This is a genomic window from Hyphomicrobium album (assembly GCF_009708035.1).
In the GTDB taxonomy this organism is placed as follows: Bacteria; Pseudomonadota; Alphaproteobacteria; order Rhizobiales; family Hyphomicrobiaceae; genus Hyphomicrobium_A; species Hyphomicrobium_A album.
Genome location: NZ_WMBQ01000001.1, coordinates 358,794 through 376,853, shown reverse-complemented (window position 1 = coordinate 376,853; position 18,060 = coordinate 358,794). Strand labels below are relative to the sequence as shown.

The following is an 18,060-nucleotide window of genomic DNA, read 5'->3' as shown; positions in this document are numbered from 1 at the left end:
ACGCCTAGGCGCGGAACACAAGTGCGGCTAGTTGAGCAGCGCGGCGAGGCTCGCTGCGGCGGGTACAACTGCGGGCACGATGAATGCGAGGTAGGCCCATCCCTCGTTAAGCTTTGGCGCCCCCTCCGGCGCCGCCGATCTATCGTCCGATGATTGCCGCGCGCGCTCGGCATCGGGCGTCCGCTCGCCCCGCCCTTCACGCAAACTGATGGCAAACACGCCCAGCGCCGCGATGGCCGTGAGCGTGGCCGCCATCAGGGTCCAGGCGAGCGCGGTGACGTCGTCGTAGCCGACGAGGAGCGCAACCAGCGACAGCGCCGCGGCACCTCCGAAGCACGCGCCGACCTTCGGCTCGTTGAGCAGCCCCGATATCGCGAACGCGAGGCCGTTGATGGCGACGCTGACGGCGGCAAGGGTCAACGCGAGCGCGTGCATTTGGGCGAGCCTATTTGCAGCTGACGCCGGTCACCTTGTTGAGACCCCACCAGGCATCCATGCGTTCGTACACCTTGCCGGTCGCGGTAATCTGTTGACCCGCCTTGCACGTGGCGAGCGCCGCCTTCGGCACACCGGTGAGGAACGTCAGGCAATGGTCGGCGGCGGAATTGTCGAGCGTCACCCATACGGTTTTCGGGTCGTCCTCGTCCGGCTCCATCATCTCGATTTTCGCCGTCATCGTCATCTTCTCGCCGGCCACGCTCTGCATCTCGCGATACTTGCACTGGCGCGCGGCGAGAGGGGCCGAGATCAGCGTCATCGCCAAGCCGAGCAGAAGGACCTTGAAGCTCACGCAGACCTCCTCCGGTTGCGATCGAGGTAGCGCGCCGCCGGGACCGGCGGGCGGGCTCGGCGTAATGAGGCTCAGTTCGCCGACTTAGACAAGATCGGCGACGCTGCCCGCCGCGAGTCGCAAACAGCTTCTACGACGAAGCCTGACGCGCGAAGGCGATTCGGCGCGGCAGCGCGGCTGCTCAGAAGCGGGAGCTGAAGGACTTGATCGCCCAAGAGCCGTCCTTTTCGTTCATGGTCGCGGCGAGGATGCGCTGGCCGTCGGTGCGCACGTTGACAAGACCGTAGATCAGCCGCGTCATGACGCGGGTATTGCGCAGCAGCGTCTCCCCGTTCGTCTCTCCCAGGGCGCCGACGCCCCTTTCGCGGTACTTCAACTTTGATTCGCCGAAATCGTTTTGCGCCAGCTCGCGCACCCCGCCGCCCTCGTCGAGCGACAAGCCGACGGCACGGCCGACGCTGATGCTGCGCGCGAGCTCCGTCGAATAGACGAGCGGCGTGATCACCTCGTCCCGCTCGACCGTGACGAACCCCGTCTGTCCGCTGGCGGCGACGATGCGCGGACGCGGATGATCGTGCCCCTCGCCGTCGCCGGAGCTGATGACCGTGCAACCGGCCTCCATGGCCTGCAGGAACTCGAACGAAACGTCGTCGCTGCCGTGGTGGCAGGCTTTCGCCACGTCGCATTTGAACTGCAGGCGATCGCCTTCGTAGTCGTTGAGCAAGGTGCGCTGCGCCGCCTTGTTGAGATCGCCGGTCAGCAGCACACGCACGCGGCCGTAGTCGACGCGCAGGAGAATGCTGTTGCCGTTGGTATTCTTGCTGGTGTCGCCGAGCGAGCGCAGGGCCGGTTTGCCGTTCACCCGGTGCTCGACGGGCCCGAGGATCTCGACCCGCGGTTCCGTATCCGAGGCCTCCGCGAACCCCGGGAGGTGCAAGCTGGTGCCCGACTGGATAGCGGTCGCAGGGCGGCTGAGGCGCGATATCGGCGTCGATGACCCGTCGAGCGTCTTGGCGACCAGCAGCTTCTCGACGAAGTCCCGCCACTCGCCCTGTAGAATCGGATCGGCGCCCTCCCTCGTTACTTTGCGCGCATGCGTCCGGTTGCCGAGCAGTTGGACGAGGAACTTGCCGTCATCGGTCGTCTCCATCTCGCCCAGCCAGCGACCGCCCGTCGGCTTCACCCACCAGGAGACCCCGGCGTGGTAGATCGCCTCGACGGTCATCGATCCGGCGTCCAGCTCCCCTTCCTGCTCGACGTCGAGCAGGTCGGCGAGACCGCCGTAGTGGTCGTAGTCGTTGTGCGAGGCGATCAGGGCGTCGAGGTGAATGGCGTCGAGGCCGTAGTCCTTGACGAACTTCCAGTCGACGAAGTCGGCGCCGCTCTTGCCGGTGTTCTGCGATCGCCGCGGATAGCCGGCGTCGATCAGGATGTGGCGGAAGCCCGGCGTCTTGATCAGGATGCCGTCGCCCTGTCCGACATCGATGAAGTAGAACTCGAGAAGCGACCGGCCGCCGAGGGCGCCGGCATCGATCCAACCTTCTTTGTCGCGAAGCTTGACCTTGACGCGGCCGTCAATCTGCCGGCCGCCTAGCCGCTTAACGCCGTCGCCCCAGAGCCCGTAGCGGATGACCTTGCCGTCGTCGTTGTAGAGCTTGGCCTCGTCGGCGCCGATGAAGTCGTCAAACTGAATTTCGGCCATGGCGGCCTCCCGAATGAATGAACAAAGAAAGCTGCAGGAATAAAGGACAGGAAACGTAATTCGGTCGTGTGACGGCCAGCGTATAGCGGTGTCGAATGGCTTTAAAGACCCGCGCGCGCGGGGGCGCCCACCAGGTGCGCGAAACAAGCTAGCGCCAGCGAACAACGAGGTTTGCCATCATGCCGACGTCCCCGTGCCGTCACGCCCCGCAAGCGGGCACACGCAGCGTATGCCAGCAAGAAGCGATAAATTGTATGGGCTCGCGCGCTTCCGCGTTCGGCGGCAGCGTCAATCGTCCTGCCTGCCGGCTGCCAGCGCGCGCTGGCGCGCCAGCCCGCGCTCGCGGTCGGGCACATGGATCAGCCCGGCGATCTGGCGGATGAGCATGTCCTCGTGCGGATCGAGCACGCCGTCGGCAAACGCCACGCGCCACAGCATCTCGATGATCTCCGCCCGCTGCTCGCATTCGAGCTCGCGCGTGACGCGGCTCGTGTAGGGAAAATATTGCGCCGAGCTTTCGACCTTGCGCTGCGCCTCGTCGACGAGCGCTGTCACGTCGTCCTCGCTCAACTCGAAGCGCCTGGCGAGCAGGCTTTCGATCGCCGACCGCTCATCGGCGCCGAACACGTCGTCCATGCGCGCCGCCTCGACGAGCAGCGCCGCGACGGCCAGCTCGAGGTCATTGGCCGCGGCCCCGATGCCCGGGGCTTCGCGCCCGTTCAGTACATTCAAAAGTCGTTGCAGCATGCTCGGTCCCTGGCGTTCGCGGCGTTGTGTCCTGATGTAAGCCGCCGTGCCTGGCCTGACCAGCCGCCTGCGGCACCCGTGCATTGAGCCGCAAGTCGCATTGCACCCGGCCGGCCGGCCCGCTCTAATCGGTGCGGCCAACAAGAAGCGAGGGATTGCATGCGCTCGCCTAACATCTCATTAGCCGCGGCCCTGGTCCTCGGCACCGGCGCCATCGCCGCCGCTGGGGTCGGCACAAGCCCCACCGAGATACCGAGCCTGTCGGCCAAAGACGCCGGCGCCCGCTACGGCGAGGCGGCCGGCGCCGTCCTCGTCTGCTACGGGCTGAAGATCACACCGCGCGTCGCCGCGCTGCGGTCGCGCTACCAGGGCGACGAGCTCACAGAGTTCGACGCCCAGGCGGGCAAGATCCTCTCCGCCTGGCGCGAGACGCTCAACTGCACACACGCCGACGGTCCCAACGACTGCAAGGTGTCGCAGCAGTGGAGCTGCCAGCAGGCCGTGCAGGAGATCGGGCCGGCGGGAAGCAAGGTGCCGGGGCTGGTCGAGCCGAAGAACTGACGGCCGCGCAACGAAGCCGCCGCCTTGCGCGTTGTCTCGATAGGACAATGCGTTCTGGCGAGGCTCTCATGCGCAGGCATTTGCTCGTTGCTGCTCTTACGGCTTTGTGCGCGACCGCGGCGGCCGCGCAGGGTGTGCCGCACGACTTCACGCAGGACACACCACCGGTGCCAGGTCAGATCATCGAACCGCAGCGCGAGAAGTTGCGGTTGGCGCCGTTGCCGTTGCGCGATGCACGCGACGCCCACGAGGTCGCGCTGCCGTCGAGCGGGCCGAAGGGCATCGTGCGCGAGACGCGCAACGAGCGCAAGTACGTGCCCCCGGCCGATCGCTGACGGCGGCTAAACTAACCTGCGGCGCGGCGGCGCCGCTGCATCAAACTCACCGGCGCTGCAGATTCGTTCGCACGCCGCTCGTGCGGGAACAGCGCGCGCGGCGCAGCGCTGGCGCTGACCGGTTCTAAATCGTCGCGGATGTTGCTGGCGGCTTCACGCCAATCGCCGGCCGTCGGGAGATAGGTTGGCTCTTCAAGGTCGGCACGCGCAGTTACCTGCGGGTGCTGGACCTGGAACATGCCGATGCTCGAGGCGAGGCCCTGCAGCTCGCCAAGGATGGCGGAGCGGCGCGCCTCGTGCTCACTAGCGATGGTCTGCACATCCTGCAGGAGCTGCTGATCGAGGCGATCGAGCGCTTCACTCAGCGCCCTGACCAGCGTCTCCTCGTGTGTCGCAGTCTCGGCAATTCGGATGTGCATATCTTGGAGTTGTTGCAGCAGCGGTCGCATTCGGGCCCCCTCGTCGTCGTTGCCGAATCAAATTGCACTTTGGATTTGGCCATGCGTTCGGGCCGGAAATGAGGTGGAAACAAGGATGTAGCTGCTTAGGTCGGCTAGCGTTTCTCCCAGATCGCAAAGAAGGCCTTGAGCTTGCGCCGCCAATAGAGGCGCGTATCGGCCAACGCATCGAGGAACTCGGCGAGCCTGTTGGCCTTCATGACCGTGTAGACAGTGAGCATGGTGGTGAGCAGCGCGACGACTATGAAATAGATCACCTTGATGGTCAGCGAAGCATCGGCCTCATCGAGCAAGTTCATGCCGAGGAAGCCGGTCGTTGCCGTGCCGATGAGGCTCAGAATGGCGACGACGGTGAGCCTCACGATCGTCGCCGACGAGCGGCGCAGCAGGTCGCTGTCGAGGTACTCGCTCATGTCGCGCAGCTCCTCGCGCACGTCGTTGTAGAGGCGCGTTGTCGCCAGGTGGTCGGACCAGAGGCGAAAGAGATCCCGGGCGACGGCCTGATTGGACACCTCGTAGAACCAGTACCTGTGCGAGAAGCGGAGAAAGATCTCCAACGAGCGGCGAATGTTGGAGTGAAAGTCCTCGACGCTTTGCGGGCGCTCCGTGTTCAGCCGCCCGATGGTGCGCGCCAGCCGCTCGGAAAGCGCCAGCAGAGCGGCGCGATGCAAGTGGGCGATCAGGCCCAAGAGGAAGAAGGAATGGCGGAACTGGGCGAGCAGGCCGCGCTCGGCATCCGTGACGGCCTCGTGCCGCGCATCGACGACCATGACGAACGCGTGCCCGCAGCACATGATGCGGGTATCGCTCCAGTCACCGGCGCGAGATCGATCGTGGAAGCGGTCGTAGCAATAGCGCTTATCGAAATCCTGCAGGAACGCCGCCGCATAGGGCGCCGCCGCGGGATCTCCGGGAGGGAGCACCAGCGCCAAGCGCGCATGATCGTTGGCCGTCAGGCTCAACGGGTCAGCCATGGCGAGGTAGGCCATAAGCGGTATCCAGTTGTGCTCGATGAGCCCGAACCGCAACGCCCCCGTCCCCTCGCCGCGATTGAGCGGCGCCAGCAGGAACCTCCAGTGCGCGGCGATGGCCGGAACCTGCCGCTCGCAAATCGAGGCCAGGAACTTGTCGCGCTGCTCATAGTCTGAAGTCGCGAGCCCACGGCCGTCCCGGTCGAGCCATTCGACCCGTTCTGGGCAGTGCCAGGGCTCTCCGGTTTCGGTCCAGCCCGACGGATAGGCGCGGCCGAAGCGATACATGACCTCCTGCACATCCTCGATGGCGAGATCCCGGCCCTCGATCTCGACGGCAAGGATGGCAACGTCGACGTCGCAGAAGAAGTGCAACTCCACGCGGGCGACGTCGAACACCAGCGGCGCTGCACCGCGGACAAGCGTTATGCGCGCCCGCGCGATGTCACGGCGGCTGAAGATGCGCGTCGGCCCACCCTCCCCGTAGAGAAACCGCTGCACGTGCGGCAGGACGGATACGAACTCGCGATAGCAGTGCTCGTAGAGGGCGCGCGGATCGTCGGGAATTGCGCGGTCTGTCTTCTCCGTCCACGGCGAGCCGGTGGCGGTCATCAGTGCAGCAACGGAGTGGCAATCGCGGTCTTCGGCGTCTCGCTTGCCCGGCTTCAGTTGTAGCGGCCAGAGGAGGACTTGCCGAAACTGCCGCACACGGCGCCCCGGATCGGCAAGCGCCGGCCCCGCGCCAAGAACGTCGGCGCTGGGCGATTGGCGATCGGCGTTGTTCGTCGTGGCCATGACGTCACGGCGGGCTCGAGCACACGTGCCCCGATTACAATCTTCAACCTTTAATATCGCGTGCGCAGGCTTCTATTCGAGCGATAACGCGGCCCCGGCGCGGCGGGCTTGCACCAGAAGTCGCTCTTTCTTCTCCGCGGCGACACGAACGCGCGCGCGCGTCTCGCCGTTGTCGAGCGCCTCGCGCGCCAGCACCTCGGCCTCCTCGTAGAGCCAGTTGAGGAGGCGGCCCTCGTGCGCCGGGATGACCAGCTCGACGACCGCGTCCCCGCGACCCAGCCGCTTGTCGATGTCGGCGAGCAGACCGTCGATCCCCTCGCCCGTCGCGGCCGACACGAGGGCGGGCGGACGGTCGGCGAAGCGCGCGGCGCTCACCGCCGCCTCGCTGGTCACGGCGGAGAGCAGGTCGATCTTGTTCCACACCTCGAGGATCGGCGCCTCGGCAGCGAGCGTGTCGATGCCGAGGTCGGTGAGCACAGCCTCGACGTCGCGCGCCTGGCTGTCGGTCTCGAGGTGAGCGATGTCGCGCACGTGCAGGATGAGGTCGGCCTCGATCACTTCCTCGAGCGTGGCGCGGAAGGCGGCGACCAGCATCGTGGGCAGATCGGAGATGAAGCCGACGGTATCCGACAGGATGATGCGCCGGCCGCTCTTGAGGCGGACCTCGCGCATGGTCGGGTCGAGCGTCGCGAACAGCTGGTGCTTGGCGAAGACGTCGGCGCCGGTGATCCGGTTGAAGAGCGTCGACTTGCCGGCGTTGGTGTAGCCGACGATGGCGACGACCGGATACGGCACGCGCCGGCGCCCCTGGCGATGCAGCTCACGGGTGCGCACGACGACTTCCAGATCCTTGCGGATGGCGATGATGCGCTCGTCGATCATGCGCCGGTCGAGCTCGATCTGCGCCTCGCCGGGACCGCCGAGGAAGCCGTAGCCGCCGCGCTGGCGCTCCAAGTGGGTCCAGGTCCGGACCAGGCGGCTCTTTTGATAGGACAGGTGCGCCAGCTCGACCTGCAGGCGTCCCTCCTTGGTGCGTGCCCGCCGCCCAAAGATCTCGAGGATGAGGCCGGTGCGATCGAGAACCTTGGTGTTCCAAGCCCTTTCGAGGTTGCGCTGCTGGATGGGCGAGACGGGATGGTCGATGATGACCAGCTCGATTTCGTGCGCGGCAATGAGCGCCTTGAGGCTCTCGACCTTGCCGGTGCCGAACAGCGTCGCGGGACGCGGCGTGGCGACGGGCACGAGCATGCTGTCGATGACGTAGAGGTCAATCGCCTCGGCGAGGCCGCTGGCTTCCTGCAGGCGATCGCGGGGAGAGTGCAGCGGCGCCGTGCGCGCCTTTCCGCTACTCTGGCCGCCACTCTGCTCGCCGCCCTTGCGTGCTGCGCGCTTCAGATCCGGAACGAGCACAAGAGCGCGCGCACCGCTTGCGCGCCGCTCTCCGTCCTCAAGCTCTTCTGCTATGTCAACGCGTTCGTCGATCTGTGCCGTCCGGCTTAGGCCTCGGTCGTCTCGGTCTCCATGAGGTGGACCGGTTGGCCGGGCATGATGGTCGAGATCGCATGCTTATACACGAGCTGCGAGTGACCGTCGCGCCGCAACAGAACACAAAAGTTGTCGAACCAGCTCACGATCCCCTGAAGCTTGACGCCATTGATGAGGAAAATGGTCAGCGGCGTCTTGTTCTTGCGCACGTGGTTCAGGAACGTGTCCTGAAGGTTTTGGACTCTATCTGCGCCCATTTTTGTTATCCGCCTGTTCTAGGGTCTGCATAGGGTATTCGATACGTGGGTGAGCGTCGTTGCTGAGCGTAATATAATAACATTTTTTCGCACTGCACCTTAAAAGGTATACCAACTCCGTCATCAAAATGAAGCCGCTTCAAGCGCTCGAAATGGCGGCAATCTGGTGAAAATTCAAGCGTAGGCGCTGGGCCACCGGACCGGGTTTACCATCGGCGATTGGGCGTCCGTCAATGCGGACGACCGGCATGACCGTCTGGGTCGCCGAGGTGATGAAGGCCTCCCGCGCGGAATAGGCCTCGTCGAGCCGAAAAGGCCGCTCGGTCAGCGTAATTCCCTCTCCCTCCAGCACGTCACGGAGCGTCGCCCGCGTCACGCCCGGGAGGATGGCGCTGCTCAATTGCCGGGTGATGACAGCACCGCCGGCATCGACGATCCAGGCGTTGCTGGAGGCGCCCTCGGTGACGAAGCCATCGGCGTCGATGAACCAGGCCTCGCGCGCGCCGTCCTGCCGCGCCGCCTCCTTGGCAAGGCAGGCGGGGAGCAGCATTACTGTCTTTATGTCGCACCGCTGCCAGCGGATGTCGGGCATCGACTTCACCGCGATGCCTTCGAGCGCGCGGGCGTCGAGCCCCGCGCTGGCCATCGGGCGGGCGAGACAGACGACCGTCGGCTCGGTATCGGCTGGAAACAGAAACTCGCGCGGAGCCGCCCCGCGCGTCACCTGCAGGTAGACGAGGCCGTCCTTGACGCGATTGCGCCGGATCACCTCGCGCATGACGTGGCCCAAAGCAGCAGCGCTCATCGGCGCGGCGATCTCGAGTTCGCCGAGCGATCGGGCAAGGCGTTGCATGTGGCGCGCCTCGTCGATGAGGCGCCCGCCGCGCACCTCGCATACCTCGTAGATTCCGTCGCCGAACTGGAAGCCGCGGTCCTCGGCGTGAACGGCGGCCTGTGCGTACGGCACGTAGCGGCCGTTGACGTAAACGATGCGGCTCAACTGATCCCCGCGTGCATGAGATTAGGCCTGGCGGATTTCCATGCCGCGGTGCTCGGACGAGACGCCCAGCGCGCGCAGCTTGCGGTGCAGTGCCGAGCGTTCCATGCCGACGAACTCCGCCGTGCGCGAGATGTTGCCGCCGAAGCGGTTGATCTGCGCCAGGAGGTACTCGCGCTCGAAGATTTCGCGCGCCTCGCGCAGCGGCAGCGACATCAGGTGCTCGGCACCGCCGTTGACCGGCAGCGGCACGTTGGAGCCGATCTCCTCCGGCAGCATCTCGGCGGTGATCACCGTCGTCGGATCGCCGCCGGCGAGGATCATCAGCCGCTCGATATTGTTACGCAGCTCGCGCACGTTTCCGGGCCAGTCGTGCGCCTGCAGCACGGCGATAGCGTCCTCGCCGATGCGACGCGGCGCGAGACCAGAGGCACTGGAGAGCTGGCCCACGAAGAACTGGATGAGGTCGGGAATATCCTCGCGGCGCTCGGCGAGGCCGGGCACGCGCAGCGGCACCACGTTGAGGCGGTGGTACAAGTCCTCGCGGAAGCGGCCCTCCTGGATCTCGCGCTCGAGATCGCGGCTGGTCGAGGAGATGATGCGCACGTCGACCGCCACCTTCTGGCTGCCGCCGAGGCGGAGGAACTTCTGCTCGACGAGCACGCGCAGCACCTTGCCCTGCGTCTCGACCGGCATGTCGGCGACTTCGTCGATGTAGAGGGTGCCGCCGTGGCTCTCCTCCAGCGCGCCGACCTTGCGCGGGCCGCCGCCGGTGCGATCCTCGGTGCCGAACAGCTCCTCCTCGACGCGGTCGGGCGCCATCGCCGCCGCGTTCAGCACGACGAACGGCCCTTCGGCGCGCGCCGACTTCATGTGGATGACGCGCGCCGCCAGCTCCTTGCCGGCGCCCGAGGCGCCGCGAATGAGGATGCGGCTGTTGGTCGGCGCCACGCGATCGAGCGCGTTGCGCAGCTGGTTGATCGCCGGCGACTTGCCGACCATCTCGGCCGAGAACGTCGAGCGCTCGCGCAGCTCCTTCACCTCGCGCTTCAACTGCGAGGCTTCGAGCGCACGCAGGGTAACGAGGATCAGTCGGTCGGCCTTGAAAGGCTTCTCGATGTAGTCGTAGGCGCCGCGCTTGATGGCGGTGACGGCGGTCTCGATGTTGCCGTGACCGGAAATGATCACCACCGGCAGATCGGGATAGGTCCGCTTGATGTAGGACAGCACCTCGAGCCCATCGAGGCGGCTGCCCTGCAGCCAGATATCGAGCACGACGAGGTGCGGGCGCCGCTCCTCGATCGCCTTCAGCGCCTCGTCGCTGTCGCGAGCCAGGCGTGCGCTATGTCCCTCGTCCTCGAGGATGCCGGCGACGAGGTCACGGATGTCGGCCTCATCGTCAACGATCAGGATGTCTGCAGCCATCTCTCAAAGCTCCCTTCAGCAGGAATTCGTCGGGCCTAGTGGGCCACGGCTTGTTCAGTCTCTTGATGCGGTGTGACGGGGCGAACCGGCCCCTGTCCGTGAACGAGTGGCAGCGTGATGCGCACCAGCGCGCCGTGCGCGCGCCCCGGTGCCGGCGGCGCATCCTCGAGAACGAGGGTGCCGCCGTGCTGCTCGGTGATCTTCAGCACCATGGCGAGGCCGAGACCCGTGCCCTTGTGCCCTTTGGTGGTGACGTACGGCTCCAGCAGCCGCGCGCGGTTCTGTTTCGGCAGGCCGGTGCCGTTGTCGATGACCTCGATGGTCACGCGATCCGACTGCGGCGTGACGATGGTTTCGATGCGGCCCTTCCAGTTCGGGTCTTCCTTGAGCGAGGCCTCGCGCGCCGCCTCCACCGCTTCGCTGGCGTTCTTGACCAGGTTGGTGACGGCGCGGGTGATGAGCCGCCGGTCGAGCGACATCATCAGCGGCTTGTCGGGGATACGCAGCTCGTAGTGGATCTCCGGATGCCCCTCGCGGAACAGGACGACAGGCTCCTGCACCGCGTGGCGCAGGTCGTTCGGCGCCATCTCGGGCTTGGGCATGCGCGCGAACTCGGCGAACTCGTCGACCATCGTCTTCAAGTCGGTGACTTGCCGCTCGATGGTCAGTGTGAGGCGGTCGAACGTCTCGCGATCGTGGGTGATGTTCTTGGAGTATTTGCGCCGCAGCCGCTCGGCGGAGAGTTGTATCGGCGTGAGCGGATTCTTGATCTCGTGCGCGATGCGCCGCGCCACGTCGGCCCAGGCGGCGGTGCGCTGGGCGACGACGAGATCGGTCACGTCGTCGAAGGTGACTACCGAGCCGACGTCGCCGCCGGTGGCGCGCTCCCGCGTCGCTATCACGGCGAAGGTGCGCTCCTCGCCGTTGACGAAGACCGTCACCTCCTCCTGCGAGCGCTGCTTGAGCGTGTGCTCCTCGCGCTCATCGAGGACGTTGGCGAACGCGGGGATGGCATCCTTGAGCTTCTTGTCGACAAGGTCGGTTTCGCTAAGGCCCAACAGGTTGATGGCTGAGCGGCTCACGAGCGTGATGCGGTCCTGGCTATCGAGACCGATGACTCCGGCCGAGACCCCCGACAGCACCGCTTCCATGAACTGGCGGCGCTCCATCAGCTGCTCGTTGGCGGTGACGAGCGCGTCGCGCTGGTTCTTCAGCTCCCGCGTCATGGTGTTGAAGGTCTGCGACAGGCGGCGCAGGTCTCCCTCGCCGCGCTTCTCGGGCAGCTCGATGTGGAGGTTGCCGGTAGAGACCTCCTGGGCGGCGCCGATGAGGCGCCGGATGGGCGCCACGAAGCGGCCGGCGAACCACAGGCCGATCCAGATGGCGGCAAGCAGCGCCGTCATCGAGATCATCAGGTACATCAGGCCGTGCGCGATCTTGAGGCCGCCGCGCGCTTTGCGCAGCCGGTTGAACTCGTCGACGTTCTGCGCCGTCAGCTGCAGATGCTCGATGACCTTCGGACTGACCTTGCGGGTCACGTAGAGGTATTTGCCCGGATAATTCTCGAGCCGCGCCACTGCCCCGACGCGAAAGGTGCGCGAACTTGGTTCCAGAAGCGCCACCTGGCCCGTCGCGGCTTGCGCCAGCGCACTCAACGGCGGCACGATGTAGGGGAGCTGGTTGTCAGCACTCGTTTCGATGACCGGCACGCCCTCGCCGTCGATGATGTAGGCGGACGGCAGGTCGCGAAGACCCGCCTGCACCATGACCAGGCGCTGCAACCGCCCCGGGTCGCCGGCTACCGAGCCGGCCGCCATGTCGAGATCGCGCGCCATGTTGACGATGTCGGTGCGGATCACCTGCCCATGCTCGTCGAGATAGGCGTTGGCGACGTCGCGCGACGACAGCACGATGGCGCGGGTGCTCGTTGCGAACCACCCGTCGAGCGAGCGCGCGAAGGTGACGGTCGCGCCGATGGCGAGGAGCAGCGTCGGCAGCGCCGCGATGATCGAGAACAGAGCGACGATGCGGATGTGCAGCCGTGCGCCGGGCGTCCGCTGCTTCCAGGCGCGCGCCAAGCCGATGATCTGCCGCGTCAGCAGGACAATCATCGCAACGATCAGCACGACGTTCAGGAAGAGGACGGTGAGCACCACCTCGTTGCGCGGGGCGATGGGCGACAGGCCGGTGAGGATAATGTAGGTCGCGAACGCCGAGACGAGCGACAGCAGCACCAGGCAGAGGCCGATCCAAAAGGCGCGGTCGCTCGGATTGAGGGCGGACGAGCCCTCTTCCAAGCTATAGCCTCGCTGCGGTGCAACCTGCACGGCCGGCATCAGCACACTTTCGAAATGGTGGCGGCCGGGGGAGGCCGGGTTCATTGGTCGCCGCCGAAATCGATCCGCGGCCGTTGCGAGAACACATCACATCAAGTGACTGTGACATTTTCGCGACGTGGCCAATAGGTAACGCCAGCTGCGCACTGGCGCAAGCCGGTTTCGAGATTGCCCTGGGATTCCAAGGGGAGAACGCGCCGCACTAGCCCTGCGGAGTCCGAAACACCCGGATGTCGAGCGCACGAATGCGCGAACGCAAGGTGTTGCGGTTCAATCCCAACAGCTCTGCGGCGCGTATCTGGTTGCCGCGCGTCGCCGCCAGCGCCGCCGTCAGCAGCGGCAGCTCCACCTGGCGGATGACCCGGTCGTAGAGACCGGGCGGCGGCAGCTCCTTGCCGAAACCCGAGAAGTACCCGGCAAGGTAGCGCTCCACCTGCTCGGAGAGATCTTTGGCGTCGCCGTTGCCGATGTCGGTCGCCCGATCCGGCAGCACCTCGGCAAGCTCTTGCTCGATGATCTGGCTGGTCAGCGTGTCCTGCGTGTAGAGCGCGGCGAGACGGCGAACGAAGTTCTCGAGCTCGCGCACGTTGCCCGGCCACGGGTGCGCCTTGAGACGGTCGATAGCCGCCGCCTCGATGGACTTCTGGCCGAGACCTTCGCGCGCTGCCTGACGCAGGAAGTGGCGCACAAGATCACCGACGTCCTCCAGGCGCTCGCGCAACGGCGGGATGCGGATAGGCACCACGTTCAGGCGGTAGTAGAGGTCCTCGCGGAACAGGCCCTGCGCGATCTGGGAGCGCAAGTCGCGGTGCGTGGCGGCGATGATGCGCACGTTGGTCTTGATCGGCGTGCGCCCACCGACGGTGGTGTACTCCCCCTCCTGCAAAACGCGCAGCAGTCGCGTCTGGGCTTCGAGGGGCATGTCGCCGATCTCGTCGAGGAACAGCGTGCCGCCCTCGGCCTGCTCGAAACGGCCCTGCGTGCGCGTCTGGGCGCCGGTGAAGGCGCCCTTCTCGTGGCCGAACAGCTCGCTTTCGACCAGCTCGCGCGGGATTGCCGCCATGTTGATCGGCACGAACGGACCCTGCCGGCGGCGGCCATAGTCGTGCAGGACGCGCGCGACCAGCTCCTTGCCGGTGCCGCTCTCGCCGTTGATCATCACCGTGAGGTCGGTCTGCGTCAGGCGGGCGAGGACGCGATAGATCTCCTGCATCGCCGGCGAGCGGCCGATGAGCGGCAGCTCCTCGCTCTCGATCTCCTGCGCCGGGCGTTGCAGGCGCCGCCCCGGCTGCGTCAGGGCGCGGCCGACGACGGCGACCATCTCATTTAGGTCGAAGGGCTTGGGCAGATACTCGTAGGCGCCCTTCTCGGCGGCGGTCAGCGCCGTCATCAGCGTGTTCTGCGCGCTCATGACGATGATTGGCAGATCGGGGCGGATCTTCTTGATGCGTGGGATCAGATCGAAGGCGTTCTCGTCCGGCATGACGACATCGGTGAGCACCACGTCGCCCTCGCCCTGGCTGACCCACCGCCACAGCGTTGCGGCGTTGCCGGTGGCGCGCGGCGCGTAGCCGGCACGCGCCAGCGCCTGATTGAGAACAGTGCGGATCGCGGTGTCGTCGTCGGCAATAAGTACGGTGCCACGGGCCATGGCCTACCTCGGGCTCGAGCGGGAATTCTGGGTGGATGCACGATCCTGCATGGGCAGCAGGACGCGGAAGACGGTGCGCTTTGGCTCGCTGTCGAGCTCGATGATTCCCCCATGGTCATTGATGATCTTGGCGACGAGCGCGAGCCCGAGCCCGGTGCCATAGGGTTTGGTGGTGACGAACGGGTCGAACAGATGCTCTTTCAGGTGGTCGGGGACGCCGGAGCCGTTGTCCTCGATCTGGATCATCAGCGGCAGGCTGATGCGCATGTCGGAGCCTTGCACCGACAGACGGACGCCGGGACGGAACGATGTCTGAATGACGACGCGCCCTTGCGCCTTGTTCTCGCCGATCGCCTCGACGGCGTTCTTCACGAGGTTGAGGATGGCCTGCACGAGCTTGTCGCGATTTCCAGAGACGGGCGGCAGGGATGGATCGTAGTCCTCGATGAAGCGGATGCCGCGGCCGAAGCCCGACTCGCACAGCCGGCGCACGTGGTCGAGCACGTCATGGATGTTGACCGGCTCCTTCACCAGCGGGCGCTCGTCGCCGAACACTTCCATCCGGTCGACGAGGTTACGGATGCGGTCGGTCTCGGAACAAATGAGCTGGGTGAGCGAGCGGTCGGCGTCGGTGATGCCCTGCTCGAGCAACTGAGCAGCGCCGCGGATGCCCGACAGCGGGTTCTTGATCTCGTGCGCGAGGACGGCGGCGAGGCCCGAGACGGAGCGCGCCGCGGCCCGATGGGTGAGCTGGCGCTCGATCATCTGCGCCATGTTCCGCTGCTGCAACATGAGCACGACGAGCTCTGGATTGTCGGGCATCGCTCCGCCGTACACGTCGACGAGCTTGGGCGTCTGGAATTTGGGCCCGGACACCTCGATGCCGTACTCGTTCACCGTGGACCCGGAGCTGCGCACCTGCTCGACGAGGCCGAGCAGCGGGCAGCCGAAGGCGACGATCTCTTCGAGCTTGATGCGCTTCAGGAGTGCGACGCCGCTCGACAGGAAGGCTTCCGCCGCCGAGTTGGCGTAGACGATGCGGTTTTCTTCACCGAGCACGATGATCGGATGCGGCAGTGCGGCGAGCAGCAGATCATGCTCGACGGGGCGGCGGCTCGGCGCGGCGGGACGCGTGGCGGTAGCAGTCTTGGTCATGCGGCCGCCTCCTTCTCCTGCGCGTCGGCATAGAATGCCTTCTTCTCCTGCGCGTCGGCATAGAATGCCTTCAGGCCATGCAGCACGCGCGCCGGACTGCTCTCGGTGCACAGTTGGCGGCGCCACGCCTTGACGACGTCCACCGCGCGGCCACTCGTCTCCAGGTACCAGCCGATGTGCTTGCGCGCATTGCGCAGGCCGAGGTCGGCGCCATAGTGGCTCAGCATGGCTTCGACGTGCTCGGTGGCGATGCTCGCCTGCTCGTCGAGCGGAGGCGCTGTCGGCGGCGTGCCACGCGATAGGAACGCGGCGATGCGACCCGGCAGCCAGGGCGCGCCGTAGGCGCCGCGGCCGACCATGACGCCGGTGGCGCCCGAAGCGTCGAGCGCCGCGGCGGCGTCCTTGGCCGATGCGATGTCGCCGTTGACGATGACGGGAATTGAGACGGCTTGGCTCACCTCGCGCACCGCCTTCCAGTCGGCGGCGCCCTTGAAGAACTGGCAGCGCGTGCGACCGTGCACGGTGATCATCTTGACGCCGGCGCTCTCGGCGCGGCGAGCGAGCTCGGCGGCGTTGCGGCTCTTGTCGTCCCAACCGAGGCGCATCTTGAGCGTCACGGGCACGCGTACGGCGCGCACAACGGCCTCGATGAGCGACAGCGCGTGATCGAGATCGCGCATCAGCGCGCTACCCGACAGCTTGCCGGTGACCTCGCGCGCCGGACAGCCCATGTTGATGTCGATGATGTCGGCGCCCATACCTTCGACGATGCGGGCGCCCTCGGCCATCCACTGCGCCTCACGCCCGACAAGCTGGATTACAAAAGGTTGCAGCTCCCGCCCTTCGGCGCGGCGTAGGACGTCGGCGCGCTGGCGCACCAGCTCCTCGCTCGCCACCATCTCGGAGACGACGAGGCCAGCGCCCAGACGATGCGCGAGGCGCCGGAACGGCAGGTCGGTGACGCCCGACATGGGCGCCAGGAGAACCCGGTTGGGTGCGCTATATCCCCCGATGGTGAGTGCGTCGGTCTTCGACGTCATCGCGACAGCTGACCTGCTCACTATTTAGGCAATGTGAAACGGTGCCCTTGATTTGTGCAGAATAGGGGGTCGCGCCTTCTTTCGCAAGCGCGAACAAGCCCGTCCACAATTGCCGTCGATGGCCAATCTGGCTAAGCAGGGCCGAGTTTTTCCGAAGGGTGCGACAATGGTGACGACGGCGGCGGTGATCGTGGCGGCCGGCCGCGGAACGCGGGTCAAGGGCGGCAGCGGCACGCCGAAGCAATACCTGCCGTTGGGGGGCACCCCGGTGCTTGCCTACTCGCTGCGCACCCTGACCGGCCACCCACGAGTGAACACCGCCGTTGTCGTCTACAACCCTGAGGATGCTGAGTTTTATCAGGCTGCCGCGGCGCCCTTCGAGGGCCGCCTGCGGCCCCCGGTGCCGGGCGGAGCGACCCGCCAAGCGTCGGTGCTGGCCGGTCTCGAAGCGCTGGGGTCCGCGTCCCCCGACCGCGTCCTGATTCACGACGCGGCGCGCCCCTTCCTCACCGCCGAACTGGTCGACGATCTCGTCGCGGCGCTCGACACAAGTGCCGGAGCGATCGCCGCCGAGCCCGTCAGCGACACGCTGAAGCAGGCAGCCGCCGACGGCACCATTTCGCGCACGGTCGATCGCGCCGGGCTGTGGCGGGCGCAGACACCGCAGGCGTTCCGCTACGACGTGATCCTCGAAGCGCATCGGCGCGCGATTGCCGAGGGCCGCTCCGACTTTACCGACGATGCGGGCCTCGCCGAGTGGGCGGGACTGCCGGTGAAGCTCGTCGCCAGCTCGGCGCGCAACATGAAGCTGACGACGGCAGATGACATCGAACTTGCGGAGCGGCTGCTCGCGCGCGCAGCGGCGCTATTGGAGCCACGCAACGGCACTGGTTTCGACGTGCACCGCTTCGCCGCCGGCGATCACGTCTGGCTGTGCGGCGTGAAAATCGCCCACACGCATCGCCTTGAGGGTCATTCCGACGCCGATGTCGGGTTGCATGCACTCACCGACGCCATTCTCGGCGCGATCGGCGACGGCGACATCGGCCAGCACTTCCCGCCGAGCGACCCGCAATGGCGCGGTGCCGCCTCGCGCATTTTCCTCGCCGACGCCGCCGCGCGCGTGCGCAAGCTCAACGGCCGCATCGTCAACGTCGATGTGACGTTGCTGTGCGAGGCGCCGAAGATCGGTCCGCACCGCGAAGCCATGCGCGACGCCATCGGCGGCATCCTGGGTATCGGCGCTGAGCGCGTCGGCATCAAAGCGACGACGATGGAAGGCCTGGGCTTCATCGGCCGGGGCGAGGGAATCGCCGCGATGGCGAGCGCCACGGTCCTCCTGCCGGCCTGAAATC

General features: G+C 66.4%; 17 protein-coding genes. 3 read left to right on the top strand and 14 right to left on the bottom strand.

What is annotated here, in order from left to right; all coding sequences use genetic code 11:
- Positions 1-27: 27 nt before the first annotated feature.
- From GIW81_RS01760 to GIW81_RS01745, 4 genes are all read right to left on the bottom strand, one after another.
- A complete protein-coding gene (locus tag GIW81_RS01760; RefSeq protein WP_154737629.1) occupies positions 28-435 on the bottom strand; it encodes a hypothetical protein in 408 nt (135 codons plus the stop codon).
- A gap of 10 nt (positions 436-445) precedes the next feature.
- On the bottom strand, positions 446-790 hold the full coding sequence (locus GIW81_RS01755) for a hypothetical protein (RefSeq protein WP_154737628.1): 345 nt from the start codon (positions 788-790) through the stop codon (positions 446-448).
- 181 nt (positions 791-971) lie between these two features.
- Complete coding sequence (locus GIW81_RS01750; protein WP_154737627.1) at positions 972-2,492, bottom strand: ComEC/Rec2 family competence protein; 1,521 nt, start codon at positions 2,490-2,492, stop codon at positions 972-974.
- A gap of 288 nt (positions 2,493-2,780) precedes the next feature.
- The gene (locus tag GIW81_RS01745) at positions 2,781-3,239 is read right to left on the bottom strand and encodes a tellurite resistance TerB family protein (protein WP_195930306.1); all 459 of its coding nucleotides are present in this window, start codon (positions 3,237-3,239) and stop codon (positions 2,781-2,783) included.
- A 159-nt stretch (positions 3,240-3,398) separates the two neighbouring features.
- Here GIW81_RS01745 and GIW81_RS01740 point away from each other — a divergent pair, with 159 nt between their 5' ends.
- A complete protein-coding gene (locus tag GIW81_RS01740) occupies positions 3,399-3,800 on the top strand; it encodes a hypothetical protein (RefSeq protein ID WP_154737625.1) in 402 nt (133 codons plus the stop codon).
- Positions 3,801-3,868: 68 nt separating this feature from the next.
- Positions 3,869-4,135, top strand: a complete 267-nt coding sequence (locus tag GIW81_RS01735; RefSeq protein WP_154737624.1) for a hypothetical protein — start codon at positions 3,869-3,871, stop codon at positions 4,133-4,135.
- An 11-nt stretch (positions 4,136-4,146) separates the two neighbouring features.
- Here GIW81_RS01735 and GIW81_RS01730 read toward each other — a convergent pair whose 3' ends face one another.
- The 10 genes from GIW81_RS01730 to dusB form a co-directional block, all read right to left on the bottom strand.
- On the bottom strand, positions 4,147-4,584 hold the full coding sequence (locus GIW81_RS01730; protein ID WP_154737623.1) for a hypothetical protein: 438 nt from the start codon (positions 4,582-4,584) through the stop codon (positions 4,147-4,149).
- A 104-nt stretch (positions 4,585-4,688) separates the two neighbouring features.
- The gene (locus GIW81_RS01725) at positions 4,689-6,359 is read right to left on the bottom strand and encodes a magnesium transporter CorA family protein (RefSeq protein ID WP_210251894.1); all 1,671 of its coding nucleotides are present in this window, start codon (positions 6,357-6,359) and stop codon (positions 4,689-4,691) included.
- Positions 6,360-6,431: 72 nt separating this feature from the next.
- Positions 6,432-7,823 (bottom strand): GTPase HflX, encoded by a 1,392-nt coding sequence (gene hflX / locus GIW81_RS01720; protein WP_407658185.1) that lies wholly within the window; start codon positions 7,821-7,823, stop codon positions 6,432-6,434.
- A gap of 32 nt (positions 7,824-7,855) precedes the next feature.
- Entirely contained in the window at positions 7,856-8,101 is a 246-nt protein-coding gene (gene hfq, locus GIW81_RS01715) for an RNA chaperone Hfq (RefSeq protein WP_072377609.1), read from the bottom strand.
- A 139-nt stretch (positions 8,102-8,240) separates the two neighbouring features.
- Entirely contained in the window at positions 8,241-9,101 is an 861-nt protein-coding gene (locus GIW81_RS01710) for a D-amino-acid transaminase (RefSeq protein WP_154737622.1), read from the bottom strand.
- Between the two features lie 21 nt (positions 9,102-9,122).
- Positions 9,123-10,523 (bottom strand): nitrogen assimilation response regulator NtrX, encoded by a 1,401-nt coding sequence (ntrX, locus tag GIW81_RS01705; RefSeq protein ID WP_154737621.1) that lies wholly within the window; start codon positions 10,521-10,523, stop codon positions 9,123-9,125.
- Between the two features lie 35 nt (positions 10,524-10,558).
- Positions 10,559-12,904 (bottom strand): sensor histidine kinase NtrY-like, encoded by a 2,346-nt coding sequence (locus GIW81_RS01700; protein WP_154737620.1) that lies wholly within the window; start codon positions 12,902-12,904, stop codon positions 10,559-10,561.
- Positions 12,905-13,061: 157 nt separating this feature from the next.
- Positions 13,062-14,510, bottom strand: coding sequence for a nitrogen regulation protein NR(I) (ntrC, locus tag GIW81_RS01695; protein WP_154737619.1), 1,449 nt, complete (start codon positions 14,508-14,510; stop codon positions 13,062-13,064).
- 3 nt (positions 14,511-14,513) lie between these two features.
- Positions 14,514-15,665, bottom strand: a complete 1,152-nt coding sequence (locus GIW81_RS01690) for a two-component system sensor histidine kinase NtrB (RefSeq protein WP_154737618.1) — start codon at positions 15,663-15,665, stop codon at positions 14,514-14,516.
- A complete protein-coding gene (gene dusB / locus GIW81_RS01685) occupies positions 15,662-16,705 on the bottom strand; it encodes a tRNA dihydrouridine synthase DusB (protein ID WP_154737617.1) in 1,044 nt (347 codons plus the stop codon). Before dusB ends, GIW81_RS01690 begins: the two co-directional genes overlap by 4 nt.
- 166 nt (positions 16,706-16,871) lie before the next feature.
- On the opposite strand from dusB, the gene GIW81_RS01680 reads away from it, so the two are divergent.
- Positions 16,872-18,056 carry a bifunctional 2-C-methyl-D-erythritol 4-phosphate cytidylyltransferase/2-C-methyl-D-erythritol 2,4-cyclodiphosphate synthase gene (locus GIW81_RS01680; RefSeq protein ID WP_154737616.1) on the top strand — a complete coding sequence of 395 codons (1,185 nt, stop codon included), beginning with the start codon at positions 16,872-16,874 and terminating at the stop codon, positions 18,054-18,056.
- Positions 18,057-18,060: the final 4 nt, after the last annotated feature.

Bases quoted from the DNA above. Each gene is read 5' to 3' on its own strand.
- GIW81_RS01760 (WP_154737629.1), bottom strand. From the start codon at position 435: ATGCACGCGCTCGCGTTGACCCTTGCCGCCGTCAGCGTCGCCATCAAC.
- GIW81_RS01730 (WP_154737623.1), bottom strand. From the start codon at position 4,584: ATGCGACCGCTGCTGCAACAACTCCAAGATATGCACATCCGAATTGCC.
- dusB (WP_154737617.1), bottom strand. From the start codon at position 16,705: ATGACGTCGAAGACCGACGCACTCACCATCGGGGGATATAGCGCACCC.
- GIW81_RS01725 (WP_210251894.1), bottom strand. From the start codon at position 6,359: ATGGCCACGACGAACAACGCCGATCGCCAATCGCCCAGCGCCGACGTT.
- GIW81_RS01690 (WP_154737618.1), bottom strand. From the start codon at position 15,665: ATGACCAAGACTGCTACCGCCACGCGTCCCGCCGCGCCGAGCCGCCGC.
- GIW81_RS01750 (WP_154737627.1), bottom strand. From the start codon at position 2,492: ATGGCCGAAATTCAGTTTGACGACTTCATCGGCGCCGACGAGGCCAAG.
- ntrX (WP_154737621.1), bottom strand. From the start codon at position 10,523: ATGGCTGCAGACATCCTGATCGTTGACGATGAGGCCGACATCCGTGAC.
- hfq (WP_072377609.1), bottom strand. From the start codon at position 8,101: ATGGGCGCAGATAGAGTCCAAAACCTTCAGGACACGTTCCTGAACCAC.
- GIW81_RS01700 (WP_154737620.1), bottom strand. From the start codon at position 12,904: ATGAACCCGGCCTCCCCCGGCCGCCACCATTTCGAAAGTGTGCTGATG.
- GIW81_RS01745 (WP_195930306.1), bottom strand. From the start codon at position 3,239: ATGCTGCAACGACTTTTGAATGTACTGAACGGGCGCGAAGCCCCGGGC.
- GIW81_RS01735 (WP_154737624.1), top strand. From the start codon at position 3,869: ATGCGCAGGCATTTGCTCGTTGCTGCTCTTACGGCTTTGTGCGCGACC.
- GIW81_RS01740 (WP_154737625.1), top strand. From the start codon at position 3,399: ATGCGCTCGCCTAACATCTCATTAGCCGCGGCCCTGGTCCTCGGCACC.
- GIW81_RS01680 (WP_154737616.1), top strand. From the start codon at position 16,872: ATGGTGACGACGGCGGCGGTGATCGTGGCGGCCGGCCGCGGAACGCGG.
- ntrC (WP_154737619.1), bottom strand. From the start codon at position 14,510: ATGGCCCGTGGCACCGTACTTATTGCCGACGACGACACCGCGATCCGC.